An 18128-nucleotide genomic window follows, 5' to 3' on the forward strand; every position below is an offset into this window, starting at 1 on the left:
GGGATCATGCGATACATCGAGGACGAAGCCCGGATCGTCTGGAGCGCGAGCGACCTGAAGGCCGCGGCCGAGTGCGAGTTCGCCTGGCTGCGGGCCATCGACGCGAAGCTCGGCCGCGTCGACGCGGTGGCCGACCCCGAGGACCTCACCCTCGAGCGCGCGGGACGCCTCGGCACCCAGCACGAGCTGCGCGTCCTCGACGCCTACCGCACGGCGCACCCGGGTCGCGTCGTCGAGATCGCCGAGACGCGGTCGACGGATGCCGCCGGCCTCGCGGCCGCGACGGAGGCCACCCTCCGGGCTCTCGCGGACGAGGACGTGCACGTCGTCTACCAGGCGGCGTTCGCGACCGACGAGTTCGTGGGTTTCGCGGACTTCCTCGTCCGCGGGAACGACGGTCGCTGGATCGTCCAGGACACGAAGCTCGCCCGGCATGCCCGGGTGACGGCGCTGATGCAGCTCGCGGCCTACGTCGACCAGCTCGACCGGCTCGGCGTTCCGCGGTCGGAGACCGTCGAACTCCTGCTCGGAGACGGCACCGTGTCGGAGCACGCCGTCCGCGACCTCATGCCGGTGTTCGCGCTCCGCCGCGACCGGCTGCGTGCGCTCATCGCCGACCGCGATGTCGCCGCAGGGTCGGGCGGAGCCGCGCTGGCGTGGGGCGACGACCGCGGAGCGCTCCGCATCGTCGCCTGCGGGCGCTGCGCGACATGCGACCTCGAGGTCGTCGCGAACCGCGATCTGCTCCTCGTCGCCGGCATGCGCCCCGTGCAGCGCGACCGGCTGCGCGCGGCCGGGATCACCACGATCGACGGGCTCGCGGCCGCTCGCGAGGCGCCGCCCCGCATGTCCTGGGACACGTTCACGGGCCTGCGCACGCAGGCGCGCCTCCAGCTCGACAGCCCCGCCGGCGGGGTCGACGATCCCGCGACCCCGGCCGCGGGGGCGGCGCCCGCGATCCCCACCTTCGATGTGGTGTTCCCGAAGGCGCTCGGCGCGCTGCCGCGGCCCGACCACGGCGATCTCTTCTTCGATTTCGAGGGCGACCCGCTCTACACCGAGGGCTCCGCGACGCAGTGGGGCATCGACTACCTGTTCGGGTGGGTCGACACCCGCGAGCAGTACTCGGCGCTGTGGGCGCACTCGTTCGCCGACGAGCGGACGGCTCTCGAGCAGTTCCTCGACCTGATCGCGGTGCACCGGTCCGCGCACCCCGGCATGCACATCTACCACTACGCGCCGTACGAGCCGACGCATCTGCTCGCCATGGCCGCCCGTCACGGCGTCCGCGAGGCGGATGTCGACCGGCTGCTCCGCGACGGCGTGTTCGTCGACCTGTATCCGATCGTCCGGCGCGCACTGAGGGTCGGCTCCCGCTCCTACTCGATCAAGAAGCTCGAGCCGCTCTACATGGGAGCGGACGTGCGCACGAGCGACGTGCAGCGCGGCGACGACTCGATCGTCCGCTACGTCGAGGCCCGGGCGCTCGAGGAGAGCGGCGACCGGGTCGGGGCGCGGGCCGTCCTCGACGACCTCGCCGACTACAACCGCTACGACTGCGTGTCGACGCGGCGCCTGCGCGACTGGCTCGTCGAGAGGGCGCGGGACGCGAACCTGCTGCCGTCCCGCGAGGTGGAGGCGGCCGAGGCGGGGTACGAGCCGTCCCCGCGCGCCGACGCGCTCTCGCGGCTCGCGGCCGCCGCGGCCGACGACACCGTCGCCGATGCCCTGCGGCTGGCCGCCGCCGCCATCGACTACTACCCCCGTGAGGCGAAGACCTTCTGGGCGACCCACTTCCTCCGCCTCCGCGAACCGGTCTCGGTGTGGGAGGACACCCGCGACGTCGTGGTCGTCGATCGCGATCGGTGCCGCGTGCTCACGGACTGGCACCGCCCCGAGGGCGGCCGTTCCGACAAGCGCATCGTCGTGATCCGCGGCGACGTCGCACCGGGCACCCGGATCACGGTCGGCCAGAACCCGTACGCGCTGTACGACCTGCCGGCGCCGTTCCCGGTCGAGACGAACCCGCGATGGATCTCCGCGGCGCGCACGGTCTCCGTCGTCGACGTGCGGGACGACGGCGTCGTGATCGAGGAGAACGCCTTCCAGGGGTTCACCTGGCAGGAGCTGCCGGCTGCCCTGACGCCGCCGGCGCCACCCCGTGCGGGCAGTCAGCAGGCCGCGATCGACGAGTGGGCGGACGCCGTCCTGGCTGCCGCACCGGCGCTTCCCGCGGATCCTGCGAGCGACCTGCTGCTGCGACGCGCTCCTCGGCTCACCGGCCGTGCGCGGCCGGGGGAGGGCCTCCCGCGCAGCGGCGACGACGTGGCCGACATCGCCGCAGCCCTCGCCGCCCTCGAGGACGGCTACCTCGCCGTGCAGGGTCCTCCCGGGACCGGCAAGACGTACGTCGGCTCGCATGTCGTCGCCCGGCTCGTGCGCGAGAAGGGGTTCCGCGTGGGTGTCGTCGCGCAGTCGCACAACGTCGTCGAGCACATGCTCGATCGCATCGTCGCGGCGGGCGTGCCCGCAGCGCAGGTGGCGAAGGCCCCCAAGGGCACGCCATCCGGCGACGAGTGCTTCACGGTCATCGCCAAGAACGGCATGGCGGGCTACATCGACGGCCAGCCCGGCGGGTTCGTCGTCGGCGGCACCGCGTGGGACCTCACCCACACCGGCCGGATCGGGCGGCGCAGCCTCGACCTGCTCGTCATCGACGAGGCCGGCCAGTTCTCGCTCGCCTCGACCATCGCGGTCTCGGTCGCGGCGCGGCGGCTCCTGCTGCTGGGTGACCCGCAGCAGCTTCCGCAGGTGAGTCAGGGGACCCACCCCGAGCCCGTCGACACCTCCGCCCTCGGCTGGGTCATGGACGGCTCCGCCGTCATCCCCCCGGATCGCGGGTACTTCCTGGCGCGCACCCGACGCATGCGGCCCGAGGTCGCCGAACCCGTGTCGCAGCTCTCGTACGAGGGCAAGCTCGAAGCGCACCCGGACACCTCGGAACGGCGTCTCGACGGGATCCCGTCCGGCGTCATCCCGATGCCGCTGGCGCACACCCGAAACGCCACGCAGTCACCCGAGGAAGGGGACGCCGTCGTCTCCCTCGTCCGCGACCTGCGGGGCCGGACATGGCACGACGGATCCGGAACGCGACCGCTCACCGAGCGCGACATCATCGTGGTCACCCCGTACAACGCGCAGCAGGTGCTCGTCGAGGCGGCGCTCGCCGACGCCGGCTTCGGAGCGGTCCCCGTCGGGACCGTCGACCGGTTCCAGGGACAGGAGGCGGCGGTCGTCATCGTCTCGCTCGCCGCGTCGTCGGGACGCGACGCCCCGCGCGGACTCGAGTTCCTGCTGCTCCAGAACCGCCTGAACGTCGCCGTCTCCCGCGCGATGCACACGGCGTACATCGTCTACAGCACCGGGCTCCTCGACGACCTGCCGCGTACCCCCGACGGCGTCGCGCGGCTGAGCGCGTTCGCGCGCCTGGTCGGCGTCACGACGGGCGAGCGGATGCTTCAGACGGTGCCGTAGAGCCGGTCGCCGGCGTCGCCGAGGCCCGGGACGATGTAGCCCTTTTCGTTCAGGCGCTCATCGAGTGCGCCCAGCACGAGCGTGACATCGCGCTCGCCGACCTGCTTCTCGATGGCGGCGAGACCCTCCGGGGCCGCGAGGATGCAGACGGCGGTGACGTCCTGCGCGCCGCGCGCGAAGAGGAAGTCGATGGCGGCGCCGAGCGAGCCACCCGTCGCGAGCATCGGGTCCAGGACGAAGCACTGCCGGTCGCTGAGGTCGTCGGGGAGACGCTCGGCGTACGTGTAGGGCTGGAAGGTCTCCTCGTCGCGGGCCATGCCCAGGAAGCCGACCTCGGCCGTGGGCAGCAGCTTGGTCATCCCCTCGAGCATGCCGAGGCCGGCCCGCAGGATCGGCACGACGAGCGGACGGGGTTCACCGATCTTGACGCCCATCGTCCTCGTCACGGGGGTCTCGATCTCGACCTCCTCCACCCGGACGTTGCGGGTCGCCTCGTAGGCGAGGAGCGTCAGGAGCTCCTCGGTCAACTGGCGGAAGACCGGCGACGTGGTGCGCTTGTCGCGCAGCACCGTCAGCTTGTGGGTGATGAGGGGGTGTTCGGCGACATGCACACGCATGAGACCAGGCTACCGGGGCTACGCTGAGCGCGTGAGCCTGCCCGTCCGCGAAACCGACGACGTCGCCATGGTCGAGGCGCTCGCTCTCGCCGACGAAGCCGCCCGCTCCGGGGACGTCCCGGTCGGCGCCGTCGTCACCGCCCTCGACGGGACGATCCTCGGCCGGGGACGGAACCTCCGGGAACGCGACCGGGATCCCCTCGCGCACGCGGAGATCGTCGCGCTGCGGGACGCGGCATCCGTCCTCGGCTCCTGGAACCTCGAGCAGTCCACCCTGGTGGTCACGCTGGAGCCCTGCATCATGTGCGCGGGCGCGATCCTGCAGGCCCGGGTCGGGCGGGTCGTCTTCGGGGCATGGGACGAGAAGGCCGGTGGCGCCGGGTCGATGCACGACCTCCTCCGCGACCGGAGGCTGCCGCATCGCGCCGAGGTCGTCGGCGGCCTGCGGGCCGACGAGGCCGCCGCGCAGCTCCGAGCGTTCTTCGAGGCGCGGCGCCGTCCCTGACCTTTCTCAGTCCGACGAGCTGAGGATGATCGCCTCGGTCGGCGGCGCCGGGTCGGCGCGGCGGCCGAGGTAGCCGATCGCCTCGAGCAGAGCCCGTCGGAACTCGGCGGGGCGCTCCAGGTGGGGCGTGTGGCCGACGCCCGCCAGCTCGAGCTCCGCGACCGTGCCGCCCTTCGCGCCGTACGCCGCGAGCACGTCGCGGGTCTGCGACACCATCGGCTGCGCCGGCGCGACCTCGGCGCCCGGCCAGTCGGGGATGATGCCGAGGGCGCCGAGCTGATTGACGTCGGAGAAGGAGGCATCCGACACGATCGAGTCCGCGTCGCCGTGCACCCACAGGATCGGCGGCTTCTCGGGCAGATCGACGATCGCCGAGACGTCGAAGTAGCGGGGCGCGAGCGCATTCAGAACACCCGTCGCCCCGGGGGCGAAGCCCGGCCAGTTCTCGCTGGGGACGATCTCACCGGGGTAGTTCCCCGACGCCGTCGACGTCGACAGCATCGATTCGACCCAGATGTCCTCGTTGTCGCTCCGGAAGCCCTCGGCGACGAAGCTGGAGCGGAAGACGCTGCGCGGCGACGTGGGGGCGCCGGCGCCGGCGTCGCGATCGTTCAGCCGCGCCACGAGATCGCGGTTCGCGCTCCCCGCCCCGGCGCCGCCGTCGTCGTCGGTGAGCCTGCTCCCGTCGCGGCGCGTGCCGCCGAGCCCGTACGGCGAGACGGGCGCCGCCAGGGTGAGCGAGAGAGCAGGGTGGTCCAGCGCGTACTGCAGGACGACGCCGCCGCCGAGGCCCCAGCCGACCAGGTGGGCGGTGTCGATGCTGAGCGCGTCGAGCGTGGCGCGCACGTCGTCGCTGAAGTCGCGGACGCCGCGCGTCGCGTCGACCGGCATGTGCTCGGTGCCGCCGAAGCCGCGGAGGTCCACCGCGACGACGCGAAGCTCCGTGGGCAGGTCCTGCATGAGCTCCTGCCAGAACAGGCTCGATGCGACGTTGTCGTGGATCAGGACCACGGTCTGCTGCGCGGTCGTCGCGGGGTCGTCCCCCGAGCGCTCGAGGATGTTGACGCTCAAGCGGTCCGTGTCGATGATGCGGGACGTGATTCCGTCGAGGAGGGCCATGAGCCGATGATAGGCCCGGGACATGGGCGGGACAGGAGCGTCCGTGGATGTCAGGATGGACGCATGACCGCGCAGCTCCTTCCCCCCGTCGCCATCCTCGGAGCAGGGTCGATGGGCGGCGCGATCGCGCGGGGGATCGCCCGCTCGCAGGCGGCCGCCGGCGTGACGGTCACCAACCGCACCGCCGCGAAGGCCGCCGAGCTCGCCGACCTGCCGGGCGTCTCGAGCCTCGCCCTGGCGGACCACCCCGACGCGAACTCAACCGCCGCGGCCTCCGCCGACATCGTCCTCATCGGCGTCAAGCCCGCGATGGTCCCCGACCTGCTCCGGGAGATCGCTCCCGCGCTCCGCCCCGGGACGATCGTCGTGAGCCTCGCCGCCGGCGTGCCGACGACGACCTTCGAGAGCATCGTCGGAGCCGGGATCCCCGTCGTCCGCTCGATGCCCAACACGCCGGCCGTCGTCGGCAGGGCCGTGACCGGCATCGCCGCGGGCCGCTCCGCGACCGCCGACCACCTCACCCTCGTGCGGCGCCTGTTCGAGACGTGCGGCGCGGTCATCGAGGTCGACGAGGACCGGATCGACGCGCTCGGGACGATCTCGGGGTCGGGGCCGGCCTACGTCTTCCTCCTGATCGAGGCGCTCACGGAGGCGGCGCGGGGGAAGGGATTCGAGGACGCCGACGCCCGGCTCATCGTCGAGCAGACCTTCATCGGCGCGACCGCGCTCCTCGCCGCGTCCGGTGAGGACCCCGCAGAGCTGCGGCGTCGGGTGACGAGCCCGAAGGGCACGACCGAGCGCGCCATCGCCGTGCTGCAGACGGGCAACCTCGAGGGTCTGTTCGCCCAGGCGACGGATGCCGCGCTGGCCCGGTCCCGCGAGCTCGCGGCCGGCGCCTGACGCGCGGTCGTCAGCGGTCGAGCGAGGCGAACCGCTCGATGTCGGAGTTCGTGCCCGACACGATGATCAGGTCGTGGTTCGTGACGACGGTGTTCGCCTCGGCATAGCGGAACGGCTTCCCCGGGCTCTTCACGCCGACGACGGTGACGCGGTACTTGGAGCGGACGCCGGACTCGTTGAGGCCCACGCCTCGGATGAAGCGCGGCGGGTACATCTTCGCGAGTGCGAAGTCGTCGTCGAACCGGATGAAGTCCAGCATCCGCCCGCTGACCAGGTGCGCGACGCGCTCGCCGGCCTCGCGTTCGGGGTAGATGACATGGTTCGCGCCGACCCGGGCGAGGATCTTGCCGTGGGCCTGCGAGACGGCCTTCGCCCAGATCTGCGGGACCTTGAGGTCGACGAGGTTCGCCGTGATGAGGACGGATGCCTCGATGGAGCTGCCGACGGCGACGACGGCGACCTCGAAGTCCTGCGCGCCGATCTGCCGGAGCGCCTCGATGTTGCGGGCGTCCGCCTGCACCGCGTGCGTGACGCGCTCGGACCATTTCTGGACGAGGTCGAGGTCGTCGTCGATCGCGAGGACGTCCCGGTCGAGCCGGTCCAGCTCGCCGGCGCACGCGGCGCCGAAACGGCCGAGGCCGATGACGAGGACGGGTGCGTCGTTGCGCAGCTGCTCAACCAACGATGGGCCTTTCCACGGGCAGCGAGTACAGCTGCGACCGGCTGGTCGCAGCCACCGCTGCAGCGAGTGTCACTGTACCAACGCGACCCATGAACATCGTCGCGGCCATCACGTAGGCGGCGGAGTCCGGGAGCTGCTCGGTGAGACCGCTCGAGAGGCCGACGGTCGCGAACGCGGAGATGACGTCGAACATCACCTCGTCGAGCGGGGCCTTCGTCAGATGCGCGATCGTGATCGTCGACAGGGCGACGATCGTGGCGCCCCAGGCAACGACCGAGAGCGCGACGCGCTGCACGTCGCTCGGGATGCGGCGGCCGAACGCCGAGACGCTCGGGCGTCCCTTCGCCTCGGACCAGACGGCGAGGGCGAGGACGGCGAGCGTCGTCACCTTGATGCCGCCGGCCGTGGACGCCGACCCGCCGCCTACGAACATGAGCATCGACCCGACGACCATCGACGACTCGTTCAGCTCGCCGATGTCGATGACGGAGAAGCCGCCGGAGCGGGTCATGGCCGACAGGAAGAACGCCTGGAAGGTCGTGTCCCACGCGTCCAGGGCGCCGAACGTCTTCGGGTTGCTGTACTCCAGCGCGAGGAACGCCGCGGCGCCGGCGACGAACAGCACGACGGTCGTGATGATGGTCAGCTTGGCGTGCAGGGTCCACCGGTGGACGTGCCAGCGGCTGCGCCACAGGGCGAAGATCACCGGGAACCCGATGGAACCCAGGAACACCCCCGCCATGAGGATGCTCATCAGGAAGTAGTTCTGCGCGAAGGGTGCGAGACCCTCGGCGTTGGGCGTGAAGCCCGTGTTCGTGAAGGCCATCGCCGAGTAGTACGGCGCCTCCCACAGCGCCGTCAGGGCGTCGACGCCGCTCGAGAGCAGTGCGGGGTAGAGGAGGACGGCGAGGCCCGCCTCGATGACGAGGGTGGACAGCGCGACGGTCGACAGCAGCGAGCCCACCTCGCCGAGCCGGATCGTCTGACCCTCGTTGATGGGGCCACCGTGCGCCCGGAGCGGGTTGCTGTCGCCCGCGGCGAGGAGCTTCGCCCGCAGGCCCAGGCGCTTCGAGATGACGAGACCGAGGATCGAGGCGAGGGTCAGCACGCCCATCGCTCCGACGTTCACGCCGACGTACACGAGGATGTGCCCGAACGGCGACCAGTGCGTGCTCATGTCGACCGTGGCGAGACCGGTGACGCAGATGGTCGACACGGCGGTGAACAGGGCGTCCGCGAACGGGGTCACCCGTCCGTCCGACGCGGCGAGGGGCAGCGAGAACAGCGCCGTGAAGACGAGGATCAGCGAGGAGAAGATCATCACCGCGAACCGGGAGGGCGACGCCGTCGCCAGGTCCTTGAACGCATCGAGGACGCGGCGACGCCATCCAGGGCCGCTGCGCGGGGTGCGCGGGGCGACGGTCGAGCCCGTCATGCGCGCCCCTTCCTCGTTCGGATCGTTGTCATGGTACTCCCGCCGCGCTGCGGGCTAACCTAAGCACATGGCGGACATCTTCGACGTGATCGCCGACGGCACTCGTCGGGACATCCTGCAGCTCCTGCGCGAACGCGCGGAGTCGGGTGAGAAGGGCACGAGCGTCTCCCAGATCGTCGTCGCCCTCGGGGTGAGCCAGCCGACGGTGTCGAAGCACCTGAAGGTGCTGCGCGAGGCGGCCCTCGTCTCGGTCCGCGAGGTCGGGCAGCACCGCTACTACAGCCTGTCGCCCGAGCCGCTCGACGCCGTCGACGACTGGCTGCTGCCGTTCCTGTCGATGGGGGAGGATGCCGCCACCACGGTCGTCCTCCCGGAGAGCGCGGTGCACGCCGCCGACGTCGTCGGACGGGCCGCGGCATCCGCCAAGCACGCGGTCGCGAGCGTCTTCAGCAAGTTCCCCGGCCGCTGAGCCGCGGTCACACCCGTCACGGCGGTTTACACGTGTCCCGCGCAGGCCCTACTCTGAGGGGATTCGTTGGGGAATTCAAAAAGGGGACGACATGACGGGCATCGCGGACGTGCGCTTTCTCACCGTCGCGGAGGTGGCAGAGCTGATGCGCGTCTCGAAGATGACCGTCTACCGCCTGGTCCACTCGGGCGACCTCCCCGCGGTCCGCTTCGGTCGCAGCTACCGCGTCCCCGAGACGGCGGTCACCGAGGCCCTGCAACGTCCCATCGCCGACGTCGGCTAGACTGATCCGAGGCATTTTTCCGTTTTTGCCGTTCCCGGACGCCGGCACCGCGCGTCCAGACCCCGACTTAGTGAGGTTTCCCGTGGGTTCAGTCATCAAGAAGCGCCGCAAGCGTATGGCGAAGAAGAAGCACCGCAAGCTGCTTCGCAAGACTCGTCACCAGCGCCGCAACAAGAAGTAAGCGGCACCGCACACAAGCGCCCCCGATCGGCCCCGGCCGGCATCGAGGGCGCTTCGTGTTTGCGCCGGAGACGGTGACGGGATGGGAATATGGATGCCGTGACCGCTCTGACCCTCATCTCCAAGCCGGACTGCCACCTGTGCGACGTCGCTCGCGAGATCGTGGACACGGTCGTCGCCGATCTGCCCGAGGGCCGGGTGGAGGTCGAGGAGCTGTCGATCTCCGACGACCCCGGTCTGTACGCGCAGTGGTGGGAGAAGATCCCGGTCGTCCTCGTGGACGGCGAGCTGCACGCGCACTGGCGCGTCTCCGCCGAGCGGCTCCGTGCTGCACTGGAAGGGAGCCCCTCGTGATCCGCCATGTCGTCGCCTTCCGTCTGAACGGCGCCACCGCCGAGGACCGCGCGGCGCACGCCGCGGAGGCCGCCCGTCGGCTCAACGCGCTCCTCGGAGTCGTCCCTTCGCTCCGGTCCATGTCCGCGGGTGCGGAGACGCTGTACCCGGGCCGGAACTGGGATCTCGTGCTCGTCGCCGACGTCGACGACGAGGCCGCGCTGGACGCCTACCAGGTGCATCCCGCGCACGTCGAGGTGAGTGGCTTCATCCGTTCCGTCATGGCAGAACGCGTCGCCGTCGACTTCCAGGTCTGACGCCGCGCGGTCCGCTCAGCGGGCCGAGCCGGCTGATCCCGATCCGTCGGGGTCGGTGGTCACGACCGGGATCGCATTCGTGAACGTGCTGGCGCGCTGCTCCGCCTCGATGCTGCCGGTGAACAGCCCCGCCGCCGAGCGCGCGGCATCCGGCGCCGCGGCCCCGGTCGGCTCGGGATCCGTGAGCAGGACGCGCTGCACCGGCAGGCCGGCGGGCATCGTCCGCTGCACCCACAGCACCATCGCCTCGCGCACGATGCAGCGCAGGTCGAACAGGGTCGGGGCGTCCGCGGCGGTCACCAGGATCCGCACGCGCACGTACCCGCCGACGGCATCCGTCACCTGGAGGACCGACGCCCGCCGGTCCCAGAGGCTGGTCTGCGCGAGGACCGTGTCGAGGTGGGCGCGCATGGCTTCGGGGTCGACGCGCCAGTCGAGGTCGAATTCGACCGCCCCCAGCAGCTCCGAGCCGCGCCGGGTCCAGTTCTCGAACGGCGTGGTCGTGAAGTAGGTGCAGGGGAGCACCAGCCGGCGGTCGTCCCAGAGCTCGAGGACGACGTAGCTCAGGGTGATCTCGCCGACCCGCCCCCACTCGCCTTCCGCGACGACGACGTCGTCGACGCGCAGTGCGTCGCTGAACACCAGTTGGAGCCCGGCGAACACGTTGGCCAGCACCGACTGCGCGGCGAGACCCGCGACCACCGAGGCGATGCCCGCCGAGGCCAGCACGCTCGCGCCGATCGCCCGGACGGCGTCGAACGTGAGCAGCACCGCGCCGATCGCGATGATGACGATGAGCACGATCGCCAGCCGGCGCACGATCAGCATCTGCGTGCGGATGCGGCGTGCGACGCGGTTGTCCGGGACGTCGATGCGGTAGCGGCCGAGCGCGACGTCGGTCACCACCACGACGAGGGAGGCGAGAAGCCACGCACTCGCGCCGATCGCGAGGATCGAGAACACGTGCACGAGCGTCGGCAGCATCTCGCGGTCGGGGAACGAGGCCTGGGTCGCGGCCCAGAGCCCGGCGATGATGAGGATCGTCCGGAACGGATGCCGGGCGTGCCGGACCAGCACGCCCGCCCACTGCGTCCGCTTCGCCAGCAGACGCACGCTCAACGACACGAGCGCCGCGATGACGACCGCGGCGACGACGGCGATCGCCACGGCGATGCCGTAGCCGAGCCAGCTCTCCCACATGGGCGTACTCCTTCCGTCTCGGAAGGTGCCACGTTACAAGACGGGCCTCAGCGGGACGTCACGGTGCCAGACGGGTCGGACCGCGGAAGAGGTAGGTGACCTCGCGGATCGAGTCCTGCCCGAGCAGCAGCATCAGCACGCGGGCGAGTCCCATCCCGAAGCCGCCGTGCGGCGGCACGCCGTAGCGGAAGAAGTCCAGGTAGAAGCCCAGGTGCTCGGGGTCGAGCCCCTTCTCGCGGGCCTGTTCCTCGAGGACCTCGACGCGGTGCTCGCGCTGTGCGCCGGTCGTGATCTCCACGCCCTTGAACAGCAGGTCGTAGCTCTTCGTGAGCCCGGTCTCCTCGTCGCGCATGTGGTAGAACGCGCGGATCTCGGGGTGGTAGTCGGTGATGAACACGAACTCGTGGCCGTAGGTCTCCTGCACGTGCGCGGAGATCTGCCGCTCGCCCTCGGGGTCGAGGTCGCCGTCGGTGCGGGGGATCTCGTAGCCGCGCGCCGCGACGATCTCGCGCGCCTCGGCGAGCGGGATGCGCGGGAAGGGCACGGTCGGCACGACGACGTCGATGTCGAACAGGTCCTTGATCTCGGCGCCGTGCTTGTCGGCGACCGCCTGGATCGCGAACTGCAGCAGCTCCTCCTGCATCGTCGCCACGTCCTCGTGCGAGTCGATCCAGCTGATCTCGGCGTCGATGGAGGTGAACTCGGTCGCGTGCCGGCTCGTGAAGGACGGGTCGGCGCGATACACGTCGCCGATCTCGAAGATCTTGCCGAAGCCGGCCGACTGCGCCATCTGCTTGAAGAACTGCGGCGACTGCGCGAGGTACGCGGTCTTGTCCTCGAAGTAGGGGACCTCGAACAGCTCGGCGTTGGACTCCGAGGCGGATGCCATGAGCTTGGGGGAGTGGATCTCGATGTAGTCGCGCTCGATCCAGTACGTGCGCATGGCGTGCTCGAGCGTCGTCTGGATCCGGAAGATCAGGTTGTTGCGGCGCTGGCGCAGGTCGATGAAGCGCCAGTCCATGCGCTTGTCGAGGCCGCTGTCCGCGGCGATGGGCGTCTCGGGCAGAGCGGATGCCGCGATCTCGAGCGCCCCGATCTTGATCTCGACGCCGCCGAGCTTGACGCGCTCGTCGTGCTTGAGGTCGCCCGTGACGGTCAGGAAGCTGCCCGTGGAGAGCGTGGAGATGAGCTCCGTGAGGGCGAGGGCCGCGGCATCCTGCTCCCGACCGTCCTCGGCCGGCCGCGTCGCCGGGTTGACCAGCTGCACCGCGCCGGTCTCGTCGCGGAGGATGACGAACTGGACCTTCTTCTGGTCGCGGACGGTCTCGACCCATCCGGACACGGAGACGGGGCCGTCTTCACGGGACTGCAGCTGCTGGACGAGGACGCGTTTGCTCACGGGAGTCGAGTCTACGTGGGGCGGGAGGTCCGCCGCGGCGGGGGCTGACAGGACGGCGCCAGCAGGAGACACTGGGCGGATCGCCACCCAGGAAGGCAGGACCGCATGTCATTCATCGTCGAGCACGAGCCGCCCTATCAGGTCGGCTACTTCGTCGGCAGTCTCGCCGGCGCCTCCATCAACCGGACGCTGTCGACCGCGCTCATCCGGCTGGCTCCGCCCGAGCTGGAGTTCACCGAGATCCCGATCCGGGACCTGCCGCTGTACAGCTACGACTTCGACGAGGACTACCCGCCGGTGGCGCGAGAGCTGAAGGCGGCGATCGAGCGTTCGGACGGCATCCTGTTCGTGACGCCGGAGTACAACCGGTCGATCCCGGGTGCGCTGAAGAACGCCATCGACTGGGCGAGCCGGCCGTGGGGGACGAACTCGTTCGCGCGCAAGCCGTCCGCGGTGATCGGCGCCTCGCCCGGGTCGATCGGCACGGCCGTGGCGCAGCAGGACCTCCGCAGCGTGCTGTCGTTCTGCGATTCGCCGCAGATGAACGCGCCCGAGGCGTACATCACGATGACCCCCGGGCTCATCGAGGACGACGGCACCGTCACCGAGCCGAGCACCGAGGAGTTCCTGCGCGAGTACATGCAGGAGTTCTCCGTCTTCATCCAGCGCGTGCTGACGGTGGTCCCGCGCCGCTGACCGTTCTCCCATGCCCGTCGCCTACCGTGGGAGCCATGACGGCTTCCGACGGCTCCTGGCTCAGCTCCCTCGTCGACGCCGTCGTCGGGCTGATGGACGTGATCGGCCCCGCCGGCGCGGGTCTCGCGATCGCGCTGGAGAACCTGTTCCCGCCGCTGCCGAGCGAGGCGATCCTCCCGATGGCGGGTCTCGCCGCCAGCCGCGGCTCCTTCACCGTCATCGAGGCGCTGCTGTGGACGACCTCGGGATCGGTCGTCGGCGCCTTCCTCCTCTACGGGCTCGGTGCCTGGCTCGGCCTGCGCCGGCTCACGGCCATCGCCGCGCGGATGCCGCTCATCAAAGTCGAGGACGTGGACCGGACGGTCGCCTGGTTCGACCACCACGGCGGCAAGGCCGTCTTCTTCGGCCGGATGATCCCGATCTTCCGCAGTCTCATCTCGATCCCCGCCGGCGTCGTGCGGATGCCGGCGTGGCGCTTCGGCCTCCTCACGCTCGCGGGCTCGGCCATCTGGAACACGGTGTTCGTGCTCGCGGGATACTTCCTCGGGGAGTCGTGGCACATCGTCGAGACGTACGCCGACATCCTCCAGTACGTGGTCATCGCCGCCGTCGCGGCGGCCATCGTCTGGTTCATCGTCGTCCGGGTGCGTCACCTCAGTGCTCACCGACGGGAACCCGAGTCGGACGCGGCCTGACGGCCGGTCCGCCCCTCCGTTCAGGCCGCCCATAGGAGGGCCCACCGTAGACTGGTGAGGTGCCCGCCGAACGGATTCATCTCGTGCGCCATGGGGAAGTCCACAATCCCTCCCGCGTGCTCTACGGGCGACTCCCGGGTTTCCACCTGAGCGAAGACGGCCGGCGCATGGCGCAGGACGCCGCCGATCACGTGAAGAGCCTCGGCCGCCCGGTCCGGTCCCTCGTCTGCTCGCCGCTCGACCGCACGCGCGAGTCGGCGGCGCCGTTCGCGGCGGCCTTCGCCCTCCAGCCCGTCATCGACGCCCGCGTCATCGAGCCGACGAACGTGTTCGAGGGCCGGCGGATGCAGCGGGCCCTCCGCAACCCGATGAACTGGTGGCACCTGCGCACGCCCGCGCTGCCCAGCTGGGGCGAGCCCTACCTCGAGGTCGTCGAGCGCATGCAGGCCGCGATGCGCGACGCCTGGGAGCGCACCCCGTCGGGTGACGCCGTGATCGTCTCCCACCAGCTGCCCATCTGGATCACGCACCTCGCGGTCGCCGGGCTGCCGCTGCGGCACGACCCCCGTCGCCGCCGCTGCGACCTCTCGAGCGTCACGAGCTTCGAGCTCGTCGGCGACGACTGGCGGGAAGTCGACTACGCCGAGCCGGCGCAGACCGCCGGAGCCGTGGACGTGGGCGCGGTATGAGCCGCCGCATCCTCGCCGCCCTGGCCGCCGCCGCGCTCGCCGTCACGCTCTCGGCCTGCTCGAGCGAGAACGACGACCTGCAGAAGGTGTTCCGCGACGGCAGCAACCAGGGCGTCGAACTGGGCGACGGCCGCATCCGCGAGATCCCGGCCGCGGAACGCGGGGCGTCGGTCCGGTTCAGCGGGACCGCCGTGGACGGATCGACGATCTCGAGCGACGACTACGCCGGCGAGGTCCTGGTCCTGAACTTCTGGTACGCGCAGTGCGGCCCCTGCCGGGCCGAGGCGCCCTTCCTGCAGTCGGCCTACGAGGAGACGTCCGAGGACGGGGCCGAGTTCCTCGGCGTCAACATCTTCGACGGGCCCGAGCAGGCGGCATCCTTCGACGAGGAGTACGGCATCGGCTACCCGTCCGTGCTCGCCCGGGGCGACGTCGACCTCAAGCTCGCGTTCGCGGACTGGACGTCGCTGCAGGCGGCGCCGACAACCCTCGTCCTCGACCGGCAGGGCCGGGTGGCGGCGAGCCTGTTCGGGCAGCTCCAGGACGACTCGGTCCTGCGGACGCTCGTGACGGACGCGCTCGCGGAGGACCTGTGAGCACCGGCTCGATCGTCTTCGACGGAGCACTCGGCCTCGCGATCCCCATCGCCGCGCTCGCCGGCCTCGTCTCGTTCCTCTCGCCGTGCGTCCTGCCGCTCGTCCCCGGCTACCTCGGCTTCCTCGGCGGCGCCGTCGCGCCCCGCGAGGCGCGGCGCTCCGGGGGCGGCACCGCGACGACCACGGCGGTGAAGACCGCCGGGCGAGGGCGGCTGCTCGGCGGCGTCCTGCTGTTCATCGCCGGATTCACGATCGTCTTCCTCGCGATGGGCGTCTTCGCCGGCACCCTCGGGCGCGTGTTCATCGAGTATCAGGATGCGATCACCCGGATTCTCGGCGTGGTCGTCATCGCCCTCGGGCTCGTGTTCGTCGGGGTGTTCGGGTTCGCGCAGCGGATCTACCGTCCGCAGCTCCAGCAGAACCTCGGACTGGTCGGCGCACCGCTCCTGGGCGTCGCGATGGGCATCGGCTGGGCGCCGTGCATCGGCCCGACGCTCGCGGCCATCCTGTCGATCGCGTACAGCCAGGCCGACCCCGCCCGCGCGGGCATCCTCGCGGTCGCGTACTCGCTGGGCCTCGGCATCCCCTTCGTCCTGCTCGCCCTCGGTGCGAGCTGGGCGACCCGGTCCGTCGCCTTCGTCCGCCGCCACATCCGCACCGTGAACATCGTCGGGGGAGTGCTGCTCGTGCTTCTCGGCATCCTCATGGTGACGGGCGTCTGGACGGCGTTCATGTCCGTCTTCACAGGAGTGGTGGCCGGTGTCCCGACGTTCCTCTGAGTCCTCGACCGACTCGCCGACGATCGACGGGCCGCTCCGCCCGAGCGATCACCTCGACCAGACGTCGTCCACCGGCGAGGCGTCAGCCGCGGGAGTCACCGGAGGACAGCCGCAGCTCGGGATCGGAGGGTGGCTGCGCTGGGGGTGGCGCCAGCTGACCAGCATGCGCTCCGCGCTCGTCCTGCTGCTCCTGCTCGCGGTCGCCGCCATCCCGGGCTCGCTCGTTCCGCAGCGCAGCGCCGATCCCAACGGCGTCACGCAGTGGGAGGCGACGAACCCCGACCTCTTCCCGGTCTTCGAGGCGCTGCAGCTGTTCGACGTGTACAGCTCGGTGTGGTTCTCGGCCATCTACATCCTGCTGTTCGTCTCGCTCATCGGCTGCGTGCTGCCGCGGACCAAGCACCACTGGAAGGCGCTGCGGTCCCGCCCGCCGCGCACGCCGGCACGGCTGTCGCGGCTCGACGACCACGCCGAGGCGGTCCTCGAGGTCCCCGCGGGGGAGACGGCGGACACCTACGCCGCGCACGCCGTCGACCTCGCCCAGGCGCAGCTCGCGTCCGCACGGTACCGGGTCGAACGGTACGACGACGGCGGCGCGGCATCCGTCTCCGCCGAGCGCGGCTACATCCGCGAGACCGGCAACCTCGTCTTCCACGGCGCGCTCGTCGGCATCCTGATCTCGGTCGGCATCGGCGGCGGGTTCACGTACACCGGGCAGACCGTCATCACCGAGGGCGACGGCTTCGTGAACTCGCTCGGCCTCGGATACACGTCGTTCACGCCGGGGCGCTTCGTCGACCCGGACGGGCTCTCGCCCTACTCCATCACCCTCGACGAGTTCGATGTGTCGTACACCCCCCTCGGCGAAGCCGGCGCGGGTCAGTCGGGCGACTTCGCGGCGCACGTGACGACGCGCTTCGCGGGCGGCGAGCCCGCCTCGGGAGTCATCCGGGTCAACCATCCGCTGACGATGGACGGCGACCGCATCTACCTGATGGGCAACGGCTACGCCCCGACGGTGACGGTGCGGGACCCGGACGGCGAGATCGTGTTCAGCGAGTCGGTGCCGTTCCTGCCCCAGGACTCCAACCTCACCTCGCAGGGCGTCGTGAAGGTCGCCGACGGCCTGGCGGAGCAGCTCGGCCTGGTCGGGTTCTTCTATCCCACCGCCGCGACGCTCGGCACCGGGGCGCTCACCTCGGCCTACGGCGACCTCCTCAACCCCCGCCTGACCTTCTGGGTCTACGCCGGCGATCTCGGCATCGACGACGGCACCCCTCGGTCGGTCTACGCGCTCGACCCGACCGGCATGGAGCAGCTCGCGGGCGCGGATGCCGACCAGGCCTCCCTCGAGCTCGTGCCCGGCGAGACCGTGGACCTGCCGAACGGGCTCGGAACGATCACGTTCGAGGACGAGCTGGCCGCCGGTGCGCCGGAGTCCGTCAAGCGGTACGTGTCGCTGTCCATCCACAACGACTCCGGCGCCACCTGGGTGCTGGTCTTCGCCATCCTCGCGCTCGCCGGCCTCTTCGCGGCGCTGTTCGTCCCGCGCCGCCGCATGTGGGTGAAGGCGACCCCCGAGGGCGACACCGTCCGCATCGAGTACGCCGGCCTGGCGCGCGGCGAGGACCCGGCCATCGCCGTGGCGGTCGCCGAGCTCGCGCGGGATCACGGCGCTGCGCTGACGCCCCGAACGTAGA

The 18128-nt window shown here is 71.0% G+C and carries 20 protein-coding genes; 14 read left to right on the top strand and 6 right to left on the bottom strand.

Annotated features, from left to right (window positions below; translation table 11 throughout):
- The first annotated feature begins 6 nt into the window (after positions 1-6).
- Positions 7-3534 (top strand): TM0106 family RecB-like putative nuclease, encoded by a 3528-nt coding sequence (locus AB3M83_RS04185; protein ID WP_412945367.1) that lies wholly within the window; start codon positions 7-9, stop codon positions 3532-3534.
- Here AB3M83_RS04185 and upp read toward each other — a convergent pair.
- Positions 3519-4151, bottom strand: coding sequence for a uracil phosphoribosyltransferase (gene upp, locus AB3M83_RS04190; protein ID WP_412945369.1), 633 nt, complete (start codon positions 4149-4151; stop codon positions 3519-3521). The two genes, AB3M83_RS04185 and upp, sit on opposite strands and share 16 nt — an antisense overlap.
- A 31-nt stretch (positions 4152-4182) precedes the next feature.
- Between upp and AB3M83_RS04195 the strand changes: the two genes are divergently transcribed.
- Positions 4183-4656, top strand: coding sequence for a nucleoside deaminase (locus AB3M83_RS04195; RefSeq protein ID WP_412945370.1), 474 nt, complete (start codon positions 4183-4185; stop codon positions 4654-4656).
- 6 nt (positions 4657-4662) lie between these two features.
- On the opposite strand, the gene AB3M83_RS04200 is transcribed toward AB3M83_RS04195, so the two are convergent.
- Positions 4663-5775, bottom strand: coding sequence for an alpha/beta hydrolase (locus AB3M83_RS04200; protein WP_412945372.1), 1113 nt, complete (start codon positions 5773-5775; stop codon positions 4663-4665).
- A 63-nt stretch (positions 5776-5838) separates the two neighbouring features.
- Between AB3M83_RS04200 and proC the strand changes: the two genes are divergently transcribed.
- Positions 5839-6675: a pyrroline-5-carboxylate reductase gene (gene proC, locus AB3M83_RS04205; RefSeq protein ID WP_412945373.1), complete on the top strand. Its 837-nt coding sequence runs from the start codon at positions 5839-5841 to the stop codon at positions 6673-6675.
- Positions 6676-6685: 10 nt separating this feature from the next.
- Here proC and AB3M83_RS04210 read toward each other — a convergent pair whose 3' ends face one another.
- Positions 6686-7357 (bottom strand): potassium channel family protein, encoded by a 672-nt coding sequence (locus AB3M83_RS04210; RefSeq protein WP_412945374.1) that lies wholly within the window; start codon positions 7355-7357, stop codon positions 6686-6688.
- Positions 7350-8792 carry a TrkH family potassium uptake protein gene (locus AB3M83_RS04215; protein ID WP_412945375.1) on the bottom strand — a complete coding sequence of 481 codons (1443 nt, stop codon included), beginning with the start codon at positions 8790-8792 and terminating at the stop codon, positions 7350-7352. The genes AB3M83_RS04210 and AB3M83_RS04215 overlap by 8 nt, the downstream gene beginning before the upstream one ends.
- Positions 8793-8859: 67 nt before the next feature.
- Here AB3M83_RS04215 and AB3M83_RS04220 point away from each other — a divergent pair, with 67 nt between their 5' ends.
- From AB3M83_RS04220 to AB3M83_RS04240, 5 genes are all read left to right on the top strand, one after another.
- Positions 8860-9261 carry an ArsR/SmtB family transcription factor gene (locus AB3M83_RS04220; protein ID WP_412945376.1) on the top strand — a complete coding sequence of 134 codons (402 nt, stop codon included), beginning with the start codon at positions 8860-8862 and terminating at the stop codon, positions 9259-9261.
- Positions 9262-9352: 91 nt separating this feature from the next.
- Positions 9353-9544 (top strand): helix-turn-helix domain-containing protein, encoded by a 192-nt coding sequence (locus AB3M83_RS04225; RefSeq protein WP_412945378.1) that lies wholly within the window; start codon positions 9353-9355, stop codon positions 9542-9544.
- Between the two features lie 82 nt (positions 9545-9626).
- Positions 9627-9725, top strand: coding sequence for a 30S ribosomal protein bS22 (locus tag AB3M83_RS04230; protein ID WP_003792170.1), 99 nt, complete (start codon positions 9627-9629; stop codon positions 9723-9725).
- Between the two features lie 98 nt (positions 9726-9823).
- A complete protein-coding gene (locus tag AB3M83_RS04235; RefSeq protein ID WP_412945380.1) occupies positions 9824-10078 on the top strand; it encodes a glutaredoxin family protein in 255 nt (84 codons plus the stop codon).
- Entirely contained in the window at positions 10075-10374 is a 300-nt protein-coding gene (locus AB3M83_RS04240) for a Dabb family protein (protein ID WP_412945381.1), read from the top strand. Before AB3M83_RS04235 ends, AB3M83_RS04240 begins: the two co-directional genes overlap by 4 nt.
- A gap of 15 nt (positions 10375-10389) precedes the next feature.
- Here the strand turns inward: AB3M83_RS04240 and AB3M83_RS04245 are convergent, their stop codons facing one another.
- Together AB3M83_RS04245 and aspS are read right to left on the bottom strand one after the other, a co-directional pair.
- On the bottom strand, positions 10390-11574 hold the full coding sequence (locus tag AB3M83_RS04245; RefSeq protein ID WP_412945383.1) for a mechanosensitive ion channel family protein: 1185 nt from the start codon (positions 11572-11574) through the stop codon (positions 10390-10392).
- Between the two features lie 58 nt (positions 11575-11632).
- Positions 11633-12973 (bottom strand): aspartate--tRNA(Asn) ligase, encoded by a 1341-nt coding sequence (gene aspS, locus AB3M83_RS04250; RefSeq protein ID WP_412945384.1) that lies wholly within the window; start codon positions 12971-12973, stop codon positions 11633-11635.
- A 105-nt stretch (positions 12974-13078) separates the two neighbouring features.
- On the opposite strand from aspS, the gene AB3M83_RS04255 reads away from it, so the two are divergent.
- From AB3M83_RS04255 to resB, 6 genes are read left to right on the top strand one after another with little or no spacing between them, the layout of a single operon-like run.
- The gene (locus AB3M83_RS04255; protein ID WP_412945385.1) at positions 13079-13669 is read left to right on the top strand and encodes an NADPH-dependent FMN reductase; all 591 of its coding nucleotides are present in this window, start codon (positions 13079-13081) and stop codon (positions 13667-13669) included.
- 35 nt (positions 13670-13704) lie between these two features.
- On the top strand, positions 13705-14364 hold the full coding sequence (locus AB3M83_RS04260; protein WP_412945387.1) for a DedA family protein: 660 nt from the start codon (positions 13705-13707) through the stop codon (positions 14362-14364).
- Between the two features lie 59 nt (positions 14365-14423).
- Positions 14424-15053: a histidine phosphatase family protein gene (locus AB3M83_RS04265; protein WP_412945388.1), complete on the top strand. Its 630-nt coding sequence runs from the start codon at positions 14424-14426 to the stop codon at positions 15051-15053.
- Positions 15050-15649, top strand: coding sequence for a TlpA family protein disulfide reductase (locus AB3M83_RS04270; RefSeq protein ID WP_412945390.1), 600 nt, complete (start codon positions 15050-15052; stop codon positions 15647-15649). The genes AB3M83_RS04265 and AB3M83_RS04270 overlap by 4 nt, the downstream gene beginning before the upstream one ends.
- Positions 15646-16428, top strand: coding sequence for a cytochrome c biogenesis CcdA family protein (locus AB3M83_RS04275; protein ID WP_412945392.1), 783 nt, complete (start codon positions 15646-15648; stop codon positions 16426-16428). The genes AB3M83_RS04270 and AB3M83_RS04275 overlap by 4 nt, the downstream gene beginning before the upstream one ends.
- On the top strand, positions 16409-18127 hold the full coding sequence (resB, locus tag AB3M83_RS04280; protein WP_412945394.1) for a cytochrome c biogenesis protein ResB: 1719 nt from the start codon (positions 16409-16411) through the stop codon (positions 18125-18127). Before AB3M83_RS04275 ends, resB begins: the two co-directional genes overlap by 20 nt.
- The last annotated feature ends 1 nt before the right edge of the window (position 18128 follow it).

The organism is Microbacterium pasadenense, assembly GCF_047246565.1.
Classification (GTDB): Bacteria; Actinomycetota; Actinomycetes; order Actinomycetales; family Microbacteriaceae; genus Microbacterium.